30 protein-coding genes are annotated in these 17861 nt (G+C 55.5%); 28 read left to right on the top strand and 2 right to left on the bottom strand.

Annotated features, from left to right (window positions below; genetic code table 11):
• The 28 genes from RI563_RS04605 to RI563_RS04470 form a co-directional block, all read left to right on the top strand.
• The coding region (locus RI563_RS04605) for a large ribosomal subunit protein uL3 (RefSeq protein WP_310693175.1) at positions 1-255 on the top strand (255 nt) is incomplete at its 5' end.
• A 13-nt stretch (positions 256-268) separates the two neighbouring features.
• Complete coding sequence (gene rplD, locus RI563_RS04600) at positions 269-889, top strand: 50S ribosomal protein L4 (RefSeq protein ID WP_310693174.1); 621 nt, start codon at positions 269-271, stop codon at positions 887-889.
• Positions 886-1182, top strand: coding sequence for a 50S ribosomal protein L23 (gene rplW / locus RI563_RS04595; RefSeq protein ID WP_310693173.1), 297 nt, complete (start codon positions 886-888; stop codon positions 1180-1182). The genes rplD and rplW overlap by 4 nt, the downstream gene beginning before the upstream one ends.
• 17 nt (positions 1183-1199) lie before the next feature.
• The gene (gene rplB / locus RI563_RS04590) at positions 1200-2030 is read left to right on the top strand and encodes a 50S ribosomal protein L2 (RefSeq protein ID WP_310693172.1); all 831 of its coding nucleotides are present in this window, start codon (positions 1200-1202) and stop codon (positions 2028-2030) included.
• Between the two features lie 20 nt (positions 2031-2050).
• A complete protein-coding gene (gene rpsS, locus RI563_RS04585; RefSeq protein WP_310693171.1) occupies positions 2051-2323 on the top strand; it encodes a 30S ribosomal protein S19 in 273 nt (90 codons plus the stop codon).
• A 13-nt stretch (positions 2324-2336) separates the two neighbouring features.
• On the top strand, positions 2337-2669 hold the full coding sequence (rplV, locus tag RI563_RS04580; protein ID WP_310693170.1) for a 50S ribosomal protein L22: 333 nt from the start codon (positions 2337-2339) through the stop codon (positions 2667-2669).
• Between the two features lie 11 nt (positions 2670-2680).
• The gene (rpsC, locus tag RI563_RS04575; protein ID WP_310693169.1) at positions 2681-3358 is read left to right on the top strand and encodes a 30S ribosomal protein S3; all 678 of its coding nucleotides are present in this window, start codon (positions 2681-2683) and stop codon (positions 3356-3358) included.
• A 17-nt stretch (positions 3359-3375) separates the two neighbouring features.
• Positions 3376-3789, top strand: a complete 414-nt coding sequence (rplP, locus tag RI563_RS04570) for a 50S ribosomal protein L16 (protein ID WP_310693168.1) — start codon at positions 3376-3378, stop codon at positions 3787-3789.
• Positions 3789-3983 carry a 50S ribosomal protein L29 gene (rpmC, locus tag RI563_RS04565; RefSeq protein ID WP_310693167.1) on the top strand — a complete coding sequence of 65 codons (195 nt, stop codon included), beginning with the start codon at positions 3789-3791 and terminating at the stop codon, positions 3981-3983. The genes rplP and rpmC overlap by 1 nt, the downstream gene beginning before the upstream one ends.
• Positions 3983-4243, top strand: coding sequence for a 30S ribosomal protein S17 (gene rpsQ / locus RI563_RS04560; protein WP_310693166.1), 261 nt, complete (start codon positions 3983-3985; stop codon positions 4241-4243). Before rpmC ends, rpsQ begins: the two co-directional genes overlap by 1 nt.
• A gap of 37 nt (positions 4244-4280) precedes the next feature.
• Positions 4281-4649, top strand: coding sequence for a 50S ribosomal protein L14 (rplN, locus tag RI563_RS04555; RefSeq protein ID WP_310693165.1), 369 nt, complete (start codon positions 4281-4283; stop codon positions 4647-4649).
• A 16-nt stretch (positions 4650-4665) separates the two neighbouring features.
• A complete protein-coding gene (gene rplX / locus RI563_RS04550) occupies positions 4666-4986 on the top strand; it encodes a 50S ribosomal protein L24 (protein WP_310693164.1) in 321 nt (106 codons plus the stop codon).
• Positions 4987-5002: 16 nt separating this feature from the next.
• Entirely contained in the window at positions 5003-5548 is a 546-nt protein-coding gene (gene rplE, locus RI563_RS04545; protein WP_310693163.1) for a 50S ribosomal protein L5, read from the top strand.
• Between the two features lie 9 nt (positions 5549-5557).
• Entirely contained in the window at positions 5558-5863 is a 306-nt protein-coding gene (rpsN, locus tag RI563_RS04540) for a 30S ribosomal protein S14 (RefSeq protein ID WP_310693162.1), read from the top strand.
• A gap of 50 nt (positions 5864-5913) precedes the next feature.
• Positions 5914-6303 (top strand): 30S ribosomal protein S8, encoded by a 390-nt coding sequence (gene rpsH / locus RI563_RS04535; protein ID WP_317622858.1) that lies wholly within the window; start codon positions 5914-5916, stop codon positions 6301-6303.
• Between the two features lie 17 nt (positions 6304-6320).
• Positions 6321-6848, top strand: a complete 528-nt coding sequence (gene rplF / locus RI563_RS04530) for a 50S ribosomal protein L6 (protein ID WP_310693160.1) — start codon at positions 6321-6323, stop codon at positions 6846-6848.
• Between the two features lie 15 nt (positions 6849-6863).
• On the top strand, positions 6864-7217 hold the full coding sequence (rplR, locus tag RI563_RS04525) for a 50S ribosomal protein L18 (RefSeq protein ID WP_310693159.1): 354 nt from the start codon (positions 6864-6866) through the stop codon (positions 7215-7217).
• Between the two features lie 13 nt (positions 7218-7230).
• Entirely contained in the window at positions 7231-7737 is a 507-nt protein-coding gene (gene rpsE, locus RI563_RS04520) for a 30S ribosomal protein S5 (protein ID WP_310693158.1), read from the top strand.
• 4 nt (positions 7738-7741) lie between these two features.
• Complete coding sequence (gene rpmD / locus RI563_RS04515; protein WP_310693157.1) at positions 7742-7927, top strand: 50S ribosomal protein L30; 186 nt, start codon at positions 7742-7744, stop codon at positions 7925-7927.
• A gap of 2 nt (positions 7928-7929) precedes the next feature.
• A complete protein-coding gene (gene rplO / locus RI563_RS04510) occupies positions 7930-8364 on the top strand; it encodes a 50S ribosomal protein L15 (RefSeq protein WP_310693156.1) in 435 nt (144 codons plus the stop codon).
• A gap of 8 nt (positions 8365-8372) precedes the next feature.
• Positions 8373-9719: a preprotein translocase subunit SecY gene (gene secY, locus RI563_RS04505; RefSeq protein ID WP_310693155.1), complete on the top strand. Its 1347-nt coding sequence runs from the start codon at positions 8373-8375 to the stop codon at positions 9717-9719.
• A gap of 156 nt (positions 9720-9875) precedes the next feature.
• Entirely contained in the window at positions 9876-9989 is a 114-nt protein-coding gene (gene rpmJ, locus RI563_RS04500) for a 50S ribosomal protein L36 (protein WP_310693154.1), read from the top strand.
• A gap of 126 nt (positions 9990-10115) precedes the next feature.
• A complete protein-coding gene (gene rpsM / locus RI563_RS04495; protein WP_310693153.1) occupies positions 10116-10472 on the top strand; it encodes a 30S ribosomal protein S13 in 357 nt (118 codons plus the stop codon).
• A gap of 26 nt (positions 10473-10498) precedes the next feature.
• The gene (gene rpsK, locus RI563_RS04490) at positions 10499-10888 is read left to right on the top strand and encodes a 30S ribosomal protein S11 (protein ID WP_310693152.1); all 390 of its coding nucleotides are present in this window, start codon (positions 10499-10501) and stop codon (positions 10886-10888) included.
• A gap of 14 nt (positions 10889-10902) precedes the next feature.
• Positions 10903-11529 (top strand): 30S ribosomal protein S4, encoded by a 627-nt coding sequence (gene rpsD, locus RI563_RS04485; RefSeq protein WP_310693151.1) that lies wholly within the window; start codon positions 10903-10905, stop codon positions 11527-11529.
• Between the two features lie 53 nt (positions 11530-11582).
• A complete protein-coding gene (locus tag RI563_RS04480; protein WP_310693150.1) occupies positions 11583-12575 on the top strand; it encodes a DNA-directed RNA polymerase subunit alpha in 993 nt (330 codons plus the stop codon).
• Positions 12576-12621: 46 nt separating this feature from the next.
• Positions 12622-13029: a 50S ribosomal protein L17 gene (gene rplQ, locus RI563_RS04475; RefSeq protein ID WP_310693149.1), complete on the top strand. Its 408-nt coding sequence runs from the start codon at positions 12622-12624 to the stop codon at positions 13027-13029.
• A gap of 385 nt (positions 13030-13414) precedes the next feature.
• Positions 13415-14152 carry an SAM-dependent chlorinase/fluorinase gene (locus RI563_RS04470; RefSeq protein ID WP_310693148.1) on the top strand — a complete coding sequence of 246 codons (738 nt, stop codon included), beginning with the start codon at positions 13415-13417 and terminating at the stop codon, positions 14150-14152.
• On the opposite strand, the gene RI563_RS04465 is transcribed toward RI563_RS04470, so the two are convergent.
• Together RI563_RS04465 and uvrA are read right to left on the bottom strand one after the other, a co-directional pair.
• Positions 14149-14823: a hypothetical protein gene (locus RI563_RS04465; RefSeq protein ID WP_310693147.1), complete on the bottom strand. Its 675-nt coding sequence runs from the start codon at positions 14821-14823 to the stop codon at positions 14149-14151. The two genes, RI563_RS04470 and RI563_RS04465, sit on opposite strands and share 4 nt — an antisense overlap.
• Before the next feature lie 149 nt (positions 14824-14972).
• On the bottom strand, positions 14973-17819 hold the full coding sequence (gene uvrA, locus RI563_RS04460; protein ID WP_310693146.1) for an excinuclease ABC subunit UvrA: 2847 nt from the start codon (positions 17817-17819) through the stop codon (positions 14973-14975).
• Positions 17820-17861: the final 42 nt, after the last annotated feature.

The following is a 17861-nucleotide window of genomic DNA, read 5'->3' as shown; positions in this document are numbered from 1 at the left end:
TTCCACACCCAGGACGCGACTCATGGTAACTCCCTGGCACATCGTGCTCCGGGTTCCATCGGTCAGTGTCAGACGCCGGGCCGCGTACTGAAAGGTAAACGCATGGCCGGTCAGATGGGGAACAAAAAACGTACCACCCAGAATCTGGAAGTGGTCAAGGTCGACAACGATCGCAATCTGCTGCTGGTCAGGGGCGCTGTACCCGGCTCCAAGGGTGGCAGTGTCATCGTACGCCCCGCGGTCAAGGCAGGTTAAGAGGACGCAGACGATGGAATTAGGTTTAACTACAGCCACCGGCAAGGCCTCCAAGAAATCCGTCGAGGTTTCGGATGTCGTGTTCGGCGCTGATTTTAACGAGTCGCTGGTGCACCAGGCCGTGACCGCCTATCTGGCGGGCGCGCGTGCCGGTACCCGCGCACACAAAAACCGCGCCGAAGTCAGTGGCGGCGGACGCAAACCCTGGCGCCAGAAAGGCACCGGCCGCGCCCGTTCCGGAACTATCCGTAGCCCGATCTGGACCGGCGGCGGCAAGACCTTTGCCTCCAGGCCCCAGGATTGGTCGCAGAAGCTGAACCGCAAGATGTATCGCGCAGCAATGCGTTCCATCCTGTCGGAACTGGTCCGTCAGGAACGTCTGGTGGTGATTGACGATCTCAAAATGGACGCACCGAAGACCAAAGAGCTGGTTGAAAAACTCAATGGTCTGGGTCTGGACAGCGTCATGATCGTCACTCATGACCTGAACGAAGCGCTGTTCCTGTCAGCCCGGAACCTGCACAAGGTCGGGCTGTGTGAAGTCGGCTATGTGGATCCGGTCGCGCTGGTCGGGCATGACAAAGTGCTGATCACCGCCGAATCCGTCGAAAAACTGCAGGAGGTGCTGGCATGAACCAGGAGCGTCTGATGAACGTGCTGCTGGAGCCGCACATCTCCGAAAAAAGCACCATGCTGGCCGATCAGGCCAATCAGGTGGTGTTCAAGGTTGTACCGAGTGCAACCCGGACCGAAATTAAAAACGCCGTTGAACTGCTGTTTAACGTCGAAGTTGAAGGTGTCCAGGTGACCAATGTAAAAGGCAAGACCAAGCGTACCATGCACGGTACGGGTCGCCGTAAAGACTGGAAAAAGGCCTATGTTCGCATCAAGGCCGGCCAGGACATCAACTTTATGGGTGCTGAGTAAGGTTTAAGGAATAAAAAATGGCGATTGTAAAGTCAAAACCGACATCCGCAGGCCGCCGCTTTGTCGTCAAGGTCGTCACCGACGATCTGTACAAGGGCAAGCCGCATGCGCCGCTGCTGGAAAAGAAATCCCGCTCCGGGGGTCGTAACAACCAGGGTCGGATTACCACGCGCCACAAGGGCGGTGGCCACAAGAAGCATTATCGCCTGATTGATTTCAAGCGTAACAAGGACGGTATCGACGCCACTGTCGAGCGGATCGAATACGATCCCAACCGCAGCGCGCGTATTGCGCTGGTCCTTTATAAAGATGGCGAACGGCGCTATATCCTGGCACCCAAGGGTGTCAAGTCGGGCGATACCGTCATCTCCGGCACCAATGCGCAGATCAAGGCGGGCAACTGCATGCCGTTGCGAAACATTCCGGTGGGCACCACCATGCATGCGGTTGAAATGAAGCCGGGCAAAGGTGCCCAGCTGGCGCGTAGCGCCGGGGCTTCCGTGCAACTGGTCGCCCGTGAAGGTGATTACGCGACCATCCGGTTGCGTTCCAGTGAAATGCGCCGGGTTCATGCCGACTGCCGTGCCACGATTGGTGAAGTTAGCAACAGTGAACATAGCCTGCGCAAGCTCGGCAAGGCCGGCGCCAAGCGCTGGAAGGGTGTGCGCCCCACCGTACGTGGTGTGGCCATGAACCCGGTCGATCATCCGCATGGCGGTGGTGAAGGCCGTAGCTCCGGTGGTCGTCACCCGGTTACCCCCTGGGGTGTACCAACGAAGGGTTACAAAACCCGGAGTAACAAGAGTACGGATAAGATGATCGTACGTCGTCGTCGTAACAAGAAGTAACGAATTCAGAGAGCGAGTAAATGCCACGTTCTATCAGAAAAGGTCCGTTCGTTGATTTGCACCTGATCAAAAAGATCGATCAAGCAGTGGAAACGAACAGCAAGAAACCGGTCAAAACCTGGTCACGCCGTTCCATGGTGTTGCCGGAAATGGTCGGGCTGACAATCGCTGTACATAATGGTCGCCAGCATGTTCCGGTTTTGATTTCGGAAAACATGGTCGGTCACAAGCTGGGTGAGTTCGCGCCCACGCGGACCTTCAAGGGTCACGTTGCTGACAAGAAAGCCAGGTAAGAGGTTCTAGAGAATGGAAACCGCAGCAAAATTACGCTATGCACGCATTTCGCCGCAGAAGTGTCGCCTGGTAGCCGATCAGGTTCGTGGGCTTCCGGTAGAGCGCGCCCTGCAGTCCCTGACATTTAGCTCCAAAAAGGCCGCCGCGATTATGAAAAAAGTGCTTGAATCCGCGATTGCCAATGCAGAGCACAACGATGGCGCTGACATCGACGAACTGAAAATCAAGACTATCACCGTCGACGAAGGTCCGACTTACAAGCGTTGGGAAGCACGCGCCAAGGGCCAGGCCAACCATATTTTTAAACGCACCAGTCACATCACTGTGACTGTGGCAGAAAAGTAAGAGAGAAGCTGATGGGTCAGAAAGTACATCCGACAGGCATTCGTCTCGGCATCGTCAAGGACTGGACGTCCAAATGGTATGCTGATAACAAGAATTACGCCGATTTCCTGAACCAGGACATCGTAGTACGCGAATTTCTGAAAAAACGCCTGAAACAGGCTTCTGTCAGCCGGATCCAGATTGCACGGACCCAGGGCAGCGCGAACATCACTATCAATACCGCGCGCCCGGGCCTGGTCATCGGTAAAAAAGGCGAAGACATCGAGCGTCTGCGTAATGAAGTGACCAAAATGATGGGGCTGCCGGCAGTGCACATCAATATCGAAGAAGTGCGCAAACCGGAACTGGATGCCCAGCTGGTCGCAGAAAGCGTGGCCCAGCAACTCGAACGCCGCATCATGTTCCGCCGGGCCATGAAGCGCGCGGTACAGAACACCATGCGTCTGGGTGCCCAGGGCATCAAGATCAACGTCGCGGGCCGCCTGAATGGCGCCGAAATCGCACGTACCGAGTGGTATCGCGAAGGTCGTGTGCCTTTGCATACCCTGCGGGCAGATATCGATTACGGTCTGGCCGAAGCACAAACCACTTACGGCATCATCGGTGTCAAGGTCTGGATCTTCAAGGGTGAGATCATCGGGCATTACGCTGACAGTGAATCTGAAGCTGCAAAATCGGCAGCGGGTTGAGATTGGGAGTTTGAAGCATGCTGCAGCCGAAACGGACAAAATTTCGTAAGCAACAGAAAGGTCGCAACCGGGGTCTGGCCCAACGTGGCAGCAAGGTCAGCTTTGGCGAGTATGGCCTGAAAGCGACCGGCCGTGGCCGGATTACTGCTCGCCAGATCGAGGCGGCTCGTCGAGCCATGAACCGTTACATCAAGCGTGGTGGCAAGATCTGGATTCGGATTTTCCCGGACAAGCCGATTACCCAGAAGCCGCTGGAAGTTCGCCAGGGTAAGGGTAAAGGTAACGTTGAATACTGGGTTGCCCAGATTCAGCCAGGACGTATGTTGTATGAAATGGAAGGTGTTTCAGAAGAAGTAGCGCGCGAGGCGTTTCGCCTGGCCGCAGCCAAACTTCCTGTTACAACCACCTTTGTAACGCGGACGGTATTGTAATGAAAGCTAACGAATTGCGTGAAAAGAGTGTCGATGACCTCAACAAGGAACTTCTGGAACTGACGCGCGAGAAGTTTAACCTGCGTATGCAGACCGCAACTGGTCAGATGAATCGTACCCACCAGTTAAAATCTGTGCGCCGGAATATCGCGCGAGTTAAAACCATCCTGAATGAAAAAGCAGGTAAGGCATAATGAGTGAATCAGTAAAACGTACCGTAACCGGACGGGTTGTCAGCAATAAAATGGATAAGTCTATTACCGTCCTGGTCGAGCGCCGAGTGAAGCATCCGGTTTACGGAAAATTCATCAAGCGTTCCACCAAGTTGCACGCTCATGATGCCAACAATGAGTGTAATCAAGGTGATCTGGTCACTATTACCTCCTGTCGTCCTTTGTCCAAGACGAAAACCTGGGCATTGGATTCGATTGTTGAACGGGCCGCGATCGTTTAAGGCCTGAATTGAATAGAGTTTAGCGGAGTCGCTCAAGATGATTCAGATGCAAACCACGCTCGATATCGCCGATAACAGCGGTGCTCGTCGCGTACAGTGTATTAAAGTGCTCGGTGGTTCCAAACGCCGTTACGCCGGTGTTGGCGACATCATCAAGGTGAGCATCAAAGAAGCGATCCCGCGTGGTCGTGTCAAAAAAGGCGAAGTCTTCAATGCTGTTGTCGTTCGCACACGCAAAGGCGTGCGTCGTCCGGACGGTTCATTGATTCGCTTTGACAACAATGCGGCCGTGTTGCTGAACAATCAGCTGCAGCCGGTTGGTACCCGTATTTTTGGTCCAGTTACCCGTGAATTACGTACTGAAAAATTCATGAAGATCATTTCACTGGCACCTGAAGTACTGTAAGGCAGAGAGTAAAGCCATGAACAAGATTCGCAAAGGTGATGAAATTATTGTCATCACAGGTAAAGACAAGGGTAAACGCGGCACCGTCTCACGAGTGATGATGGAAGAAGGCAGCGTGCTTGTCGACAACATTAATGTTGTCAAAAAACACCAGAAACCCAATCCGGCAGTCGGCGCGACCGGCGGGATTGTGGAAATGGAAAAGCCGCTGGATATCTCCAACGTAGCCTTGTATAACCCGGTCACCGAAAAAGGTGATCGGGTCGGAATCAAGACCCTCGAAGATGGTCGCAAGGTTCGTTATTTTAAATCCAACGGCGAAGTGTTGGACGCTTAACCTTCAGGTTATAACAATGGCAAGATTGCAAAATTTTTACCGGGAAACTGTTATCTCCAATCTGAAAGATCAGTTTGGTTATAAAAGTGTGATGGAAGTACCGCAAATTACCAAGATTACGCTGAATATGGGCGTAGGTGAGGCAATTGGCGACAAGAAGATCCTGGATAATGCGGTAGCGGATATGACCAAAATCAGTGGTCAGAAGCCGATCGTCAACAACGCGCGTAAATCCGTCGCAGGTTTCAAGGTTCGCGAAGGCTTTCCGATTGGCTGCAAGGTAACAATGCGCCGTGAACGCATGTACGAATTCCTGGATCGGCTGATCAATATCGCCATTCCGCGTGTTCGAGACTTCCGTGGTCTGAACTCCAAGTCATTTGATGGCCGCGGCAACTACAGCATGGGTGTTCGCGAACAGATCATTTTTCCGGAAATTGAATACGATAAAATCGACGCGATTCGTGGCATGGATATCACTATCACCACGACAGCGAAAACCGACGAGGAAGGACGCGCGCTTCTGGCGGCGTTTAACTTCCCGCTTAAAGGTCAAGGGTAGGAGTAGAACATGGCTAAAGTTTCCATGGTTGAACGTGAAGCAAAGCGTATCAAGACCGTTAAAAAATACGCGGATAAGCGTGCTGCGTTAAAAGCCAGGGTCAAGGATCCGAATCTTTCGATTGAAGAGCGGATGGAAGCCCAGCAACAGCTGCAGAAATTGCCGCGTGATGCCAGCCCTGCTCGTCTGCAGCGTCGTTGCCGTATTACCGGTCGTCCGCACGCTGTCTATCGTAAATTCGGCCTGTGCCGTAACAAGCTGCGTCAGCACACCATGCAGGGTGATGTACCCGGCCTGCGCAAGGGTAGTTGGTAATAGATTTGGCTGATCGCGAATAGCTGAGAGCCTGGAGAACTAGAGAAATGATGACAGATCCGATTTCAGATATGTTGACCCGAGTGCGCAATTCGCTTGGCGCCGGCAAGACCAGTGTGACCATGCCGCATTCCAAGCAGAAGGAAGCGATTGCCCAGGTCCTGAAAGATGAAGGCTATATTGTGGATTTCAGAAAGGAAGAAGACGGCACCAAGCCACAGCTGCTTCTCGATCTGAAATACTACCAGGGTCAGCCGGTTATTGAGAAAATCAAGCGCGTTAGTCGTCCCGGCTTGCGCATTTATAAAGGGAAAGACGAGCTGCCGAAAGTAATGAGCGGCTTGGGTATTGCAATTATTTCCACTTCCCAGGGTCTGATGACCGACCGTGCCGCACGCAAGGCCGGTTTTGGTGGTGAAGTGGTTTGTACCGTGCAGTAATTCCGGGGTAACGGATCATGGCAAGATTAACAGCAATCAGTATTCCCAAGGGCGTGGAGGTCAATATTAATGACCAGCATGTCAGTGTGAAGGGTTCAAAAGGCACCATGGAACACACCGTGCACCCTGTGGTCGAGATCGTTCAGGAAGAAGATAGCCTGAACTTTCTGCCGCGCGAAAAGGGGCCGGCTGCGATCGCGCAGAGCGGAACTGCCCGCGCGGTTGTTACTAACCTGATGCATGGTGTCAGCGAAGGTTTTGAAAAGAAACTCGAGCTGGTCGGGGTCGGTTATCGTGCCCAGGCACAGGGCAAGGTGCTAAACCTGACCCTGGGCTTTTCACACCCGATTAACTACGAATTGCCGGAAGGCATTACCGCGGAAACACCGAGTCAGACCGAAGTCGTGATTCGCGGTATCGATAAACAGCAGGTTGGCCAGGTTGCGGCGGAAATCCGCGGTTATCGTCCGCCCGAACCCTATAAGGGCAAGGGCGTGAAATACTCGGACGAACGCATTATCCGCAAAGAAGCCAAGAAGAAATAAGGGCAAGGTAAGACGATGGATAAAAAGACTACTCGTTTACGTCGTGCACGCCGCACTCGCGCAAAAATCCGCGAGCTGGCTGTGCCGCGTCTGTCGGTGTATCGCACGCCGCGGCATATTTATGCCCAGCTGATTGCCGCCAATGGCAGTGAAGTCCTTGCCTCGGCCAGCACAGTGCAGACCGATATCAAGGGCAATGTTAAAAATACAGGCAATGTTGATGCTGCGGTGGTCGTCGGAAAGACGATTGCTGAAAAGGCCAAGGCAGCGGGTATCACCAATGTCGCATTTGATCGATCCGGTTTTAAATATCATGGCCGGGTCAAGGCTCTGGCCGATGCTGCGCGTGAAGCCGGCTTGCAATTCTAAGGGTTAATGAATTATGGCTGCATTTGATAAAGAACAGAACGCTGAAGACTTACAGGAACGCCTGGTAGGTATCCGCCGTGTTGCCAAAGTGGTAAAAGGTGGCCGGATTTTCGGTTTCTCGGCCCTGACAGTTGTCGGAGACGGCAATGGTCGCGTTGGCTTCGGCCGCGGCAAGGCACGTGAAGTGCCGGTCGCTATTCAAAAGGCCATGGAAAACGCGCGTAAAAACATGGTCAAGGTGCCGTTGAACAACCATACCCTGCAGTACCCGATTAACGCCGAGCACGGAGCCGCCAAGGTTTACATGCAGCCTGCTTCTGAAGGTACCGGTGTTATCGCAGGTGGCCCCATGCGCGCTGTTTTCGATGTAGTTGGTGTACATAACGTACTGGCCAAGTGCATTGGCAGCAACAACCCGATCAATGTCGTGCATGCGACCATTAACGGCCTGAAGAACATGTCTTCACCCGAATCTGTTGCAGCCAAGCGCGGCAAGAGCGTCAAGGAAATTGTGGAATAACACCATGGCTGACAAGACTATCAAGGTAACGCTGGTACGCAGTATGAACAAACGCCAGGCTTCGCACAAAGCGACAGTCAACGGCCTGGGCCTGCGGCGCATGCACCAGACAGTAGAACTGGAAGACACACCCTGTATCCGTGGAATGATCAATAAGATCAACTACATGGTTAAGGTCGAGGAGAATTGAGTATGTATCTGAATAGCCTCAAACCGACACCCGGTTCCAGAAAACCGGCCAAGCGCCGCGGTCGCGGTATTGGTTCCGGTCTGGGCAAGACCGGCGGTCGTGGCCACAAGGGCCAGAAGTCCCGTTCCGGTGGTTTCACCAAGGTGGGTTTCGAAGGCGGTCAGATGCCGTTGCAGCGTCGTCTGCCGAAGGTCGGTTTTGCCTCGCGCATGGGTCGTGTGACCGATGAAATTCGTCTGCACGAACTGAACAAGATCGAGGCGGACGTGATCGATCTGGCCGCGCTGCAGAAGGCCAACCTGATCAGCAAGGAAATCCAGCGGGTCAAGGTGATGGCTTCTGGAAAGCTGGAGAAGGCCGTCACCCTCAAGGGGATTCGTGTGACCAAAGGTGCCCGGGAAGCGATTGAAGCCGCCGGCGGCAAGGTCGAAGAGTAAGTTTCGGGATGGGTGCATCGAAACAGGGAGTGGCCAATGCCATGGCCGGGGGCAAGTTTACCGAGCTGAGGCAGCGTTTGTTGTTCGTGCTCGGTGCCCTGTTGGTGTTTCGCATCGGCTCGTTTATTACGGTTCCGGGAATTGACCCCGGTACGCTGGCAGAAATGGTCGAGCAACAGCGCGGCACCATCCTGGACATGTTCAACATGTTCTCGGGCGGTGCGCTGGAGCGTCTGTCGCTGTTTGCCCTTGGGATCATGCCGTATATCTCGGCGTCGATCATTATGCAGCTGCTGACCAAAGTGCATCCCAAGCTTGAACAGATAAGCAAGGAAGGTGCGGCTGGCAAGCGCAAGATTACCCAGTACACCCGCATGGCGACACTGGGACTGGCGACATTCCAGGCTCTTGGGGTGGCGGTCGCGCTGTCCCGCCAGGAAGGGCTGGTTATCATCGACAGCAACACGTTCTTCTTTACGACCGTGGTGACGCTGGTAACCGGCACGATGTTCCTGATGTGGCTGGGCGAACAGATTACCGAGCGCGGTATCGGCAACGGTATCTCGCTGATTATTTTCGCCGGCATCGTTGCCGGGCTGCCCACGGCGCTGGGAACGACCATGGAAATGGGCCGTACCGGTGATCTGGCTTACGGCAAGATCCTGGTGTTGTTTGCCCTGGCGATCGGGGTCACCGCGTTTGTGGTCTTTATGGAGCGCGGTCAGCGACGGATTACCGTCAATTATGCCAAGCGGCAGCAGGGGCGCAAAATGTATGCGGCGCAAAGCAGCCATTTGCCGCTGAAGATTAATATGGCCGGGGTTATACCGCCGATCTTCGCGTCCAGCATTATTCTGTTTCCATCCACCTTGTTGGGGTGGTTTGGCGGCAGTACCGACGGCGCGGCAGGTATCCTGCAGGATATCTCCACCATGATGTCGCCGGGGCAGCCGCTGTATGTGTTGCTCTATGCAGTCGCAATCATATTTTTCTGTTTCTTTTATACGGCGTTGATGTTCAACCCGAAGGAAACAGCGGACAACCTGAAGCGTTCCGGTGCATTTGTGCCGGGCATTCGTCCGGGTGAGCAGACGGCCCGTTATATCGATACGATTCTCGGACGTCTGACCCTGGTGGGCGCGGTCTACATCACCGCCGTCTGTCTGCTGCCGGAATTTCTGATTCTGGCCTGGGGGGTCCCGTTCTACTTTGGCGGTACCTCGCTGCTGATCGTGGTGGTGGTCGTGATGGACTTCATGGCCCAGACCCAGGCACTGCTGATGTCACATCAGTACGAAAGCCTGATGAAAAAGGCCAACCTGAAGGGCCAGGGCCCCTCAGGCATGTTGCGCTGAACAAAACCTGGTTGCTGGCCGGGATAATATCCCCGGCCGCACCTGAGAAGGTCCCCTCGGGGGCCATGAGTGAGAGACCTCTGTATCCCGCGTCGACGGGCTGATAATCCAGCCTGAAGGGCGGCCCGAGCTGAACTGGAATTTGGAGAGACTGCGATGAAAGTGCGTGCATCAGTCAAGAAAATGTGCCGGAACTGCAAGATCATCAAGCGCAATGGCGTTATCCGGGTGATTTGCACCGATCCGCGCCACAAGCAGCGTCAGGGCTGAGCCGGCGCGGCACAAAAGACGGAAAAAGCCTTGCTAGGGCAGGCAGTTAGCGATTAAAATTGCCCGTTTCGCAAGGCCCGGTTGGCATTGTTAAATAAAGATTTGAACGTTTAGGAGTAAGGCTAGATGGCCCGTATTGCAGGCATCAACATTCCGGTGAACAAACATGCGGATATCGCACTGACGTCGATTTACGGCATCGGTCGTACCCGCGCCCGGCTGATTTGCGAAGGCGCCGGCATCGATCCGAGCACCAAGATTCGTGACCTGGATGACAACGCGGTCGAAAGCCTGCGTAACGAGGTCGCCAAATTGAGCGTGGAAGGCGATCTGCGTCGCGAAATTTCCATGAATATCAAGCGCCTGATGGACCTGGGCTGCTATCGCGGCATCCGTCATCGCCGTGGCCTGCCGCTGCGCGGCCAACGCACCCGGACCAATGCCCGTACCCGCAAGGGCCCGCGCAAGCCGATTAGAAAATAAGTTCTATTAAATAGGTTTACTGGAATATGGCAACCAAAGCTGGTCGTACACGTAAAAAAGTCAAACGCGATGTCTCGGACGGGATTGCTCACGTCCATGCATCATTTAACAACACGATCGTGACAATTTCCGATCGTCAGGGCAACGCGCTGTGCTGGGCGACCGCCGGTGGTTCCGGCTTCCGCGGTTCACGCAAGAGCACGCCGTTTGCCGCCCAGGTTGCTGCCGAACGTTGTGGCGAGATGGCCCAGGAATATGGCATGAAAAATCTGGAAGTCTGGGTCAAAGGCCCGGGCCCGGGACGCGAATCCGCCGTACGTGCATTGAATGCAAAAGGCTTTCGTATCACTAACATCGCAGACGTGACACCCATTCCCCATAACGGGTGCCGTCCTCCGAAGAAACGTCGCGTGTAAGCGGGAGAAATATCTTGGCTAAATATATTGGTTCTAAATGCCGCCTGTGCCGCCGCGAAGGCGAGAAGCTGTTTCTGAAAGGCGAGAAATGCTACAGCAGTAAATGCGCGATTGAAAACCGTCCGTTCCCGCCGGGGCAACATGGACAGCGTCGTGGTCGTCTGTCTGATTACGCCACCCAGTTGCGTGAAAAGCAGAAAATGCGTCGCTCCTACGGCATCATGGAAAAACAGTTCCGTGGCTATTACAAAGAAGCGGATCGTCGCAAGGGTTCTACCGGCGACAACCTGTTGCAGTTGCTCGAATCCCGACTGGACAACGTCGTTTTCCGCATGGGCTTCGGTGCTTCGCGCTCCGAAGCGCGTCAGCTGGTGCGGCATAATGCCATCACCGTGAACGGTCGCAAGGTGAATATTCCGTCCATGCAGATTCAGGCCGGCGATGTGATTGCCGTGTCCGAGAAAGCACGCAACCAGCTGCGCATCAAAGGTGCCACTGAAGCAGCGCAAAATCGCGGCTTTGCCGAATGGCTGGAAGTCGATACCGATAAGCTGACCGGCACCTTCAAGAATGTACCGGAACGCAGCGAACTGCCGACCGACATCAAAGAACATCTGGTCATCGAGCTGTACTCCAAGTAATCAGCTCGAGCAGGACTCAGGGACTTTTGGAATATTAAATTGAGAGGACATAGATGACGGCCTCAGTATCAGATTTTCTGACACCGCGAATTGTTGATATTCAGCAAATCAGCGATACCCATGCCAAGGTCACTCTCGAGCCGCTCGAGCGTGGTTTCGGCCATACACTGGGTAATGCACTGCGCCGCATCCTGCTGTCTTCGATGACTGGCGCTGCCATTACCGAAGCGGAAATCGAAGGCGTTCTGCATGAATACACCACCATTGAAGGTGTTCAGGAAGATGTCGTTGATATCCTGCTGAACCTCAAAGGGGTTGCCCTGCGCCTGCAAGGTGAAGCCGAAGCCACCCTCACCCTGAACAAGAAGGGGCCGGGTCAGGTGACCGCCGCCGATATCCAGCTGGTGCAAAACGTTGAACTGATCAATCCGGAACATGTTATCGCCAACCTGACCAAGGAAGGCGAGCTGAACATGACACTCAAGGTGACTCGCGGACGCGGTTACGAAGCCGCCAACACGCGTGGTGACGAAGAAGAGGAAGAACGTCCCCTCGGTCGTTTGCAGCTGGATGCCAGCTTCAGTCCGATTCAGCGGGTTTCCTACCTGGTCGACAGCGCCCGTGTTGAACAGCGTACCGATCTGGACAAGCTGATTATCGAGCTGGAAACCAACGGCACGATCGATCCGGAAGAAGCCATTCGTGGCGCGGCGACCATTATGCAGGACCAGTTGTCCGCCTTTGTCGACCTGCGTGGACGCGAAGAGACTACGCCGGCCGAACAGGAACCGGAAATCGATCCGATCCTGCTACGCCCGGTCGACGATCTGGAACTGACTGTCCGTTCGGCCAACTGCCTCAAGGCAGAACAGATTTACTACATCGGTGATCTGATTCAGCGCACCGAAGTGGAACTGCTGAAAACGCCGAACCTGGGCAAGAAGTCCCTGACCGAAATCAAGGACGTGCTGGCTTCCCGAGGATTATCACTGGGTATGCGTCTGGAAAACTGGCCGCCGGCAAGTCTTAAGGAAAAAGAAGCCTGAACCAGGCTTCTGATCGTTTAACGAATCGAATTCAGGATTTAGAACAATGCGTCACCGTCAAAGTGGTCGAAAACTCAACCGGAACAGCCCGCATCGCAAGGCGATGTATCGCAATATGTCTGCTTCCCTGTTCCACAATGAATTGATCCGCACCACCTTGCCCAAGGCCAAGGAACTGCGTCGTACGGTTGAACCGTTGATCACCCTGGCCAAGAAAGACAACGTGGCCAATCGTCGTCTGGCGTTCAATCGCCTGCGTGATCGCGAAGCCGTTACCAAACTGTTCAACGAACTGGGTCCGCGTTACCAGAACCGCCCCGGCGGTTATCTGCGCATCCTCAAATGTGGTTTCCGCAGTGGCGATAACGCGCCGATGGCCTATATCGAACTGGTCGATCGTCCGGCATCGGAATCTTCTGCCGAGGAAACCGCGACCGAAAATGCCGAAGCCTGAACCACGGTTCAGCTTCAGAGAAAAAGCCGGGCAATGCCCGGCTTTTTTGTTTGTGCCGCTGTATCGATAAACAACGGGAACCACCGAATACACTGAACAGCACCGAAAAAACCGAAAATAAATTCGGTGAGGGACATAGGTCAGGTTGCGCTATGAGCTACCTGACATTCCCCGTATCGGCAGGGTGTGTCACGCAGGCTAACGCCAGCGTGACCTACAAGATTGGCCAGAGTAATGTTCACCTGAATCGGTCATAGTTCTTTCGGTCACCGAAGTAACCGAAAAGCAATTCGGCCATTTCACTGTCAATCGCTGTGTTCGGTGTTACACATACCGTCAGCAGTCGATCGTGGAAAGTCCACTGTTCGGGTGAATGGAGATAGGGATGATTGTTTTATTCACTGATTTTGGCTATGAGGGCCCCTATGTCGGGCAGATGAAAGGCGTGCTGGCCCGGCATGCGCCGAATGTGCCGGTGATCGATCTGATGCACGATGCCCCGGTATTCAATCATCATGCCGCGGCTTATTTGCTGGCCGCGGTCAGTGCATCTTTCCCGGAAGAATCGGTGATTCTCTCGGTGGTAGATCCGGGAGTAGGACACCCTGCACGCCAACCGGTCATTGTGCGCGCCGACAATCGCTGGTTTGTCGGTCCCGGCAATACCCTGTTCAACACAGTGATCAAACTGGCCGGAGAAGTCGAGGTCTGGGCGATTACCTGGCGTCCGTCGCAACTGTCCGACTCCTTCCATGGTCGTGATCTGTTTGCACCGGTCGTGGCGCAACTGGCCCAGGGTCAGATGCCGGAGGCCGAGCGGATTTCCGTTACCGACCTGTTAAGTCTCGAATGGCCGTCGGATTTGTATGAGATTATCTATTTCGACCATTACGGCAACGCTATGACAGGCATCCGCGCCGATACCCTCAGCAGCGATCAGCAGTTATTGCACGGCGAGCAGAAACTCTATTACGCGCGCACTTTTTCCGTGGCCGAAAAAGGGCGGCCGTTCTGGTATCGCAACTCCTCGGGGCTGGTGGAGCTGGCGATGAACAGCGACAGTCTTCGCGAACATCTGCAACTCAAGGTTGGTGACAGTTTGCAGATAGCAGGGGCAGATTAGTCATGGCGGTTAAAGATAACTTCGGTCATCAGGCGTCCTTCGAACCAGGCCTCAATGGTTAACTTTCCCGTGTGACGTTGTATTGTCAGACCAGGGCGTGCTTCGGGCTGGATCGAAATCGGCTCCAGTTGTTCGGCGGGATAATGGATCCGGAGTGTCACATGATAGGGGTAATAGCCGTCGAGAAAGCGACGGTGATAGGGCCCGTTGACCAGTTTGTAATGGCCGTTTTCCGGGTACAGGACCCGAATGCGGGCCTCGACACACAGACGATTGCCGCGTTGCAGATCGGTCATTTGCACCGTATTCGCCACCACCTTCGCATAACGGATGTTCTCACTTTCCACGATTTTCAGATCGTGCATCTGTTTGTACTGGTAGGTCACTTCCAGTTCCGGCACCGGGTCCAGGTTCTCGTGACACTGGCGCAACCTGAGCCAGCCGTCTTCCAGCGTGGTGGGCGTAATCCAGAAGGTATTGTCGGAATGAGGGACCGGCTTGTCCGGCGGGGTAGCCAGAAACTCGAGCTCGCCCGTATTGACCTGGAACTCTGGCGGCGCCAGCTCGTCACTCTCCAGCCAGCGCAACTGCTCCGCGGTCGGCTCGGCCGCAGAAACGGTGTCCAGCAGGCACAGGGCGATCATTCCTAACAGAATATCCCGTAATGTCATGCCTACAGCATAGAACCCGATTGCCCGTTTGTCAGATTTTACAGCTAACCACCGAAACACCGAAGACACCGAAATACACCGAATAAGACTATTTCGGTGTTTTCAGTGATGTTGGTCGGTGTCTTCGGTGGTTTTGTTTGCCAGACAAGCTAGGCGCGCTTCTTGCTATGTTTCTGCTGGGCTTCGAGCACCGGTTTGAGATAGCGGCCGGTATGTGAGCTGTCATGTTCGGCGGCCTCTTCGGGAGTGCCGGCACAAACCAGCTGGCCACCCTTGTTACCGCCTTCGGGGCCCATATCGATGATCCAGTCGGCGGTTTTGATCACGTCCAGATTGTGCTCGATGATCACAATGGTATTGCCGTGATCGCGCAGGCGGTGCAATACCGCCAGCAGCTGTTCAATGTCGTAAAAGTGCAGACCGGTGGTCGGCTCATCCAGAATGTACAGGGTGTTGCCGGTGTCGCGTTTGGACAGTTCGCGCGCCAGCTTGACCCGCTGCGCTTCGCCGCCGGAAAGGGTGGTGGCGTTTTGCCCCAACTTCACATAGGTCAGCCCCACATCCATCAGGGTCTGCAACTTGCGCTTGATGGCCGGCACGGCGTCGAAGAAGCTCACCGCATCCTCGACAGTCATCTCCAGCACTTCATAGATGTTCTTGCCCTTGTACTTGATCTCCAGCGTTTCGCGGTTATAGCGCTTGCCCTTGCAGACATCGCAGGGCACATAGATATCCGGCAGAAAATGCATCTCCACCTTGATCACGCCGTCGCCCTGGCAGGCCTCGCAACGTCCGCCCTTGACGTTGAAACTGAAGCGTCCCGGGTTGTAACCGCGGGCGCGAGCTTCCTGGGTGCCGGCAAACAGCTCCCGGATGGGGGTGAACAGCTGGGTATAGGTGGCCGGATTGGAGCGGGGCGTGCGGCCGATGGGGCTCTGATCGATATCCACAACCTTGTCGAACTGGCCGAGGCCGACGATCTCGTCGCAGGGGGCCGGCTCCTGGCCGGCCTGGTTGATCTCGGCGGCGGCGTGCAGGTAAAGCGTGTCATTGATCAGGGTGGATTTCCCCGAGCCGGAGACCCCGGTGATGGCGGTCATCAGTCCCACCGGGATGTCGATATCCACATTCTGCAGATTGTTGCCCCGCGCGCCGCGGATCGTCAGCCAGCGATCGCCGGCCGGGGTCCGTTGAGCGGGGACGGCAATAGCCCTTTGGCCGGCCAGATACTGGCCGGTCAGCGAGTCGGGCGTCGCCATCACCTGTTGCGGGGTGCCCTGGGCCACGATGTGACCACCATGGGCGCCGGCGCCGGGGCCGATATCCAGTACATGGTCGGCACTGAGGATCGCCTCTTCGTCGTGTTCCACCACGATCACGGTATTGCCCAGATCCCGCAGGTGATAGAGCGTATTGAGCAGGCGGGCGTTGTCGCGCTGATGCAGACCGATGGAGGGTTCATCGAGTACATACATCACGCCCACCAGTCCGGCACCGATCTGGCTGGCCAGACGGATTCGCTGGGCTTCGCCCCCGGAGAGGGTATCGGCACTGCGTTCCAGAGTCAGGTATTCCAGACCGACATTGACCAGAAAATTGAGTCGCAGGGTGATCTCCTTGAGGATCTTCTCGGCGATCTTGCCGCGCCGTCCGGGCAACTCGAGGGTACTGAAAAACTCATGCGCCGTATCGATGGGCAGGGCGGTCACATCGGGCAGGTTCTTGTCGGTGACAAACACATGCCGGGCCTGTTGATTGAGTCGGGTGCCGTGGCACTCGGGGCAGGGCTGGTTGCTCAGGTACTTGGCCAGCTCCTCGCGCACCACATTGGATTCGGTCTCGCGATAGCGACGCTGCATGTTGGGAACCACACCTTCGAACGGCTGGCGTTTTTTGTGTTCACCGCCGCGCTCGTTGAAGTAGACAAACTCGATCTTTTCCTCGCCGCTGCCGTACAGAATGATTTGTTGCAGCGATTCAGGCAGATCCTCGAAGGCGGTGTCCATGTCGAAGTCATAGTGGCGCGACAGGGAGAGCAGCATCTGGAAGTAATAGACATTGCGGCGATCCCAGCCGCGGATGGCCCCGGCGCCGAGGCTCAGTTCCGGATGGCTGACCACTCGATGGGGATCGAAGTACTGGCGCATGCCCAGGCCGTCGCAGCTGGGGCAGGCGCCGGCCGGATTATTAAAGGAAAACAGCCGCGGTTCCAGCTCGCTCAGTGAATAGCCGCAGACCGGGCAGGCATAATTGGCGGAGAAGACCAGTTCGTCCTGGTCGGAGTCCATGTAGGCCACCCGGATCACGCCACCGCCCAGGTTCAGCGCGGTTTCGATGGAGTCGGCCAGGCGGGTCTGCAGATCGGCACGGACCTTGAAACGATCCACCACCGCCTCGATGGTGTGCTTGCGCCGCTTGTCCAGTTTGGGCAGATCGTCCAGCTCGACCACCTCGTCATCGACCCGGGCGCGAATATAGCCTTCGGCGCGCAGGGTATCGAAGACCTGCTCGTGTTCGCCCTTGCGCTCGTCGATGACCGGCGCCAGCAGCATCAGTTTGGTGCCTTCGGGCTGCGCCAGGATGTGATCCACCATCTGGCTGACAGTCTGCGCATCGAGCACGGTGTCATGTTCCGGGCAGCGCGGCTCGCCGGCGCGGGCAAACAGCAGGCGCAGATAGTCGTAAATCTCGGTAATGGTGCCGACCGTGGAGCGGGGGTTGTGCGAGGTGGACTTCTGCTCGATGGAAATGGCCGGCGAGAGGCCCTCGATGTGATCCACATCGGGTTTTTCCATCACCGACAGGAACTGGCGGGCGTAGGCGGACAGCGATTCCACATAGCGGCGCTGGCCCTCGGCATAGATGGTGTCGAAGGCCAGTGATGATTTGCCGGAGCCGGACAGGCCGGTGATCACGATCAGCTTGTCGCGCGGCAGCGCCAGGTCGATATTCTTGAGATTGTGGGTGCGCGCACCCTTGATGTGGATGGTGTCCATTCAGACTTCCTGCTACAGCCAAACACACTACTATACGACGTT

It is taken from the genome of Thiohalophilus sp., assembly GCF_031581315.1.
Classification (GTDB): Bacteria; Pseudomonadota; Gammaproteobacteria; order UBA6429; family Thiohalophilaceae; genus Thiohalophilus.
The sequence above is the reverse complement of the archived record's forward strand: the minus strand, read 5'-3'. Positions and strand labels throughout refer to the sequence as shown.

Excerpts from the sequence above, each read along its gene's own strand:
- rplD (WP_310693174.1), top strand. The coding sequence starts at position 269 with ATGGAATTAGGTTTAACTACAGCCACCGGCAAGGCCTCCAAGAAATCC.
- rplW (WP_310693173.1), top strand. The coding sequence starts at position 886 with ATGAACCAGGAGCGTCTGATGAACGTGCTGCTGGAGCCGCACATCTCC.
- rplB (WP_310693172.1), top strand. The coding sequence starts at position 1,200 with ATGGCGATTGTAAAGTCAAAACCGACATCCGCAGGCCGCCGCTTTGTC.
- rpsS (WP_310693171.1), top strand. The coding sequence starts at position 2,051 with ATGCCACGTTCTATCAGAAAAGGTCCGTTCGTTGATTTGCACCTGATC.
- rplV (WP_310693170.1), top strand. The coding sequence starts at position 2,337 with ATGGAAACCGCAGCAAAATTACGCTATGCACGCATTTCGCCGCAGAAG.
- rpsC (WP_310693169.1), top strand. The coding sequence starts at position 2,681 with ATGGGTCAGAAAGTACATCCGACAGGCATTCGTCTCGGCATCGTCAAG.
- rplP (WP_310693168.1), top strand. The coding sequence starts at position 3,376 with ATGCTGCAGCCGAAACGGACAAAATTTCGTAAGCAACAGAAAGGTCGC.
- rpmC (WP_310693167.1), top strand. The coding sequence starts at position 3,789 with ATGAAAGCTAACGAATTGCGTGAAAAGAGTGTCGATGACCTCAACAAG.
- rpsQ (WP_310693166.1), top strand. The coding sequence starts at position 3,983 with ATGAGTGAATCAGTAAAACGTACCGTAACCGGACGGGTTGTCAGCAAT.
- rplN (WP_310693165.1), top strand. The coding sequence starts at position 4,281 with ATGATTCAGATGCAAACCACGCTCGATATCGCCGATAACAGCGGTGCT.
- rplX (WP_310693164.1), top strand. The coding sequence starts at position 4,666 with ATGAACAAGATTCGCAAAGGTGATGAAATTATTGTCATCACAGGTAAA.
- rplE (WP_310693163.1), top strand. The coding sequence starts at position 5,003 with ATGGCAAGATTGCAAAATTTTTACCGGGAAACTGTTATCTCCAATCTG.
- rpsN (WP_310693162.1), top strand. The coding sequence starts at position 5,558 with ATGGCTAAAGTTTCCATGGTTGAACGTGAAGCAAAGCGTATCAAGACC.
- rpsH (WP_317622858.1), top strand. The coding sequence starts at position 5,914 with ATGACAGATCCGATTTCAGATATGTTGACCCGAGTGCGCAATTCGCTT.
- rplF (WP_310693160.1), top strand. The coding sequence starts at position 6,321 with ATGGCAAGATTAACAGCAATCAGTATTCCCAAGGGCGTGGAGGTCAAT.
- rplR (WP_310693159.1), top strand. The coding sequence starts at position 6,864 with ATGGATAAAAAGACTACTCGTTTACGTCGTGCACGCCGCACTCGCGCA.
- rpsE (WP_310693158.1), top strand. The coding sequence starts at position 7,231 with ATGGCTGCATTTGATAAAGAACAGAACGCTGAAGACTTACAGGAACGC.
- rpmD (WP_310693157.1), top strand. The coding sequence starts at position 7,742 with ATGGCTGACAAGACTATCAAGGTAACGCTGGTACGCAGTATGAACAAA.
- rplO (WP_310693156.1), top strand. The coding sequence starts at position 7,930 with ATGTATCTGAATAGCCTCAAACCGACACCCGGTTCCAGAAAACCGGCC.
- secY (WP_310693155.1), top strand. The coding sequence starts at position 8,373 with ATGGGTGCATCGAAACAGGGAGTGGCCAATGCCATGGCCGGGGGCAAG.
- rpmJ (WP_310693154.1), top strand. The coding sequence starts at position 9,876 with ATGAAAGTGCGTGCATCAGTCAAGAAAATGTGCCGGAACTGCAAGATC.
- rpsM (WP_310693153.1), top strand. The coding sequence starts at position 10,116 with ATGGCCCGTATTGCAGGCATCAACATTCCGGTGAACAAACATGCGGAT.
- rpsK (WP_310693152.1), top strand. The coding sequence starts at position 10,499 with ATGGCAACCAAAGCTGGTCGTACACGTAAAAAAGTCAAACGCGATGTC.
- RI563_RS04480 (WP_310693150.1), top strand. The coding sequence starts at position 11,583 with ATGACGGCCTCAGTATCAGATTTTCTGACACCGCGAATTGTTGATATT.
- rplQ (WP_310693149.1), top strand. The coding sequence starts at position 12,622 with ATGCGTCACCGTCAAAGTGGTCGAAAACTCAACCGGAACAGCCCGCAT.
- RI563_RS04470 (WP_310693148.1), top strand. The coding sequence starts at position 13,415 with ATGATTGTTTTATTCACTGATTTTGGCTATGAGGGCCCCTATGTCGGG.
- RI563_RS04465 (WP_310693147.1), bottom strand. The coding sequence starts at position 14,823 with ATGACATTACGGGATATTCTGTTAGGAATGATCGCCCTGTGCCTGCTG.
- uvrA (WP_310693146.1), bottom strand. The coding sequence starts at position 17,819 with ATGGACACCATCCACATCAAGGGTGCGCGCACCCACAATCTCAAGAAT.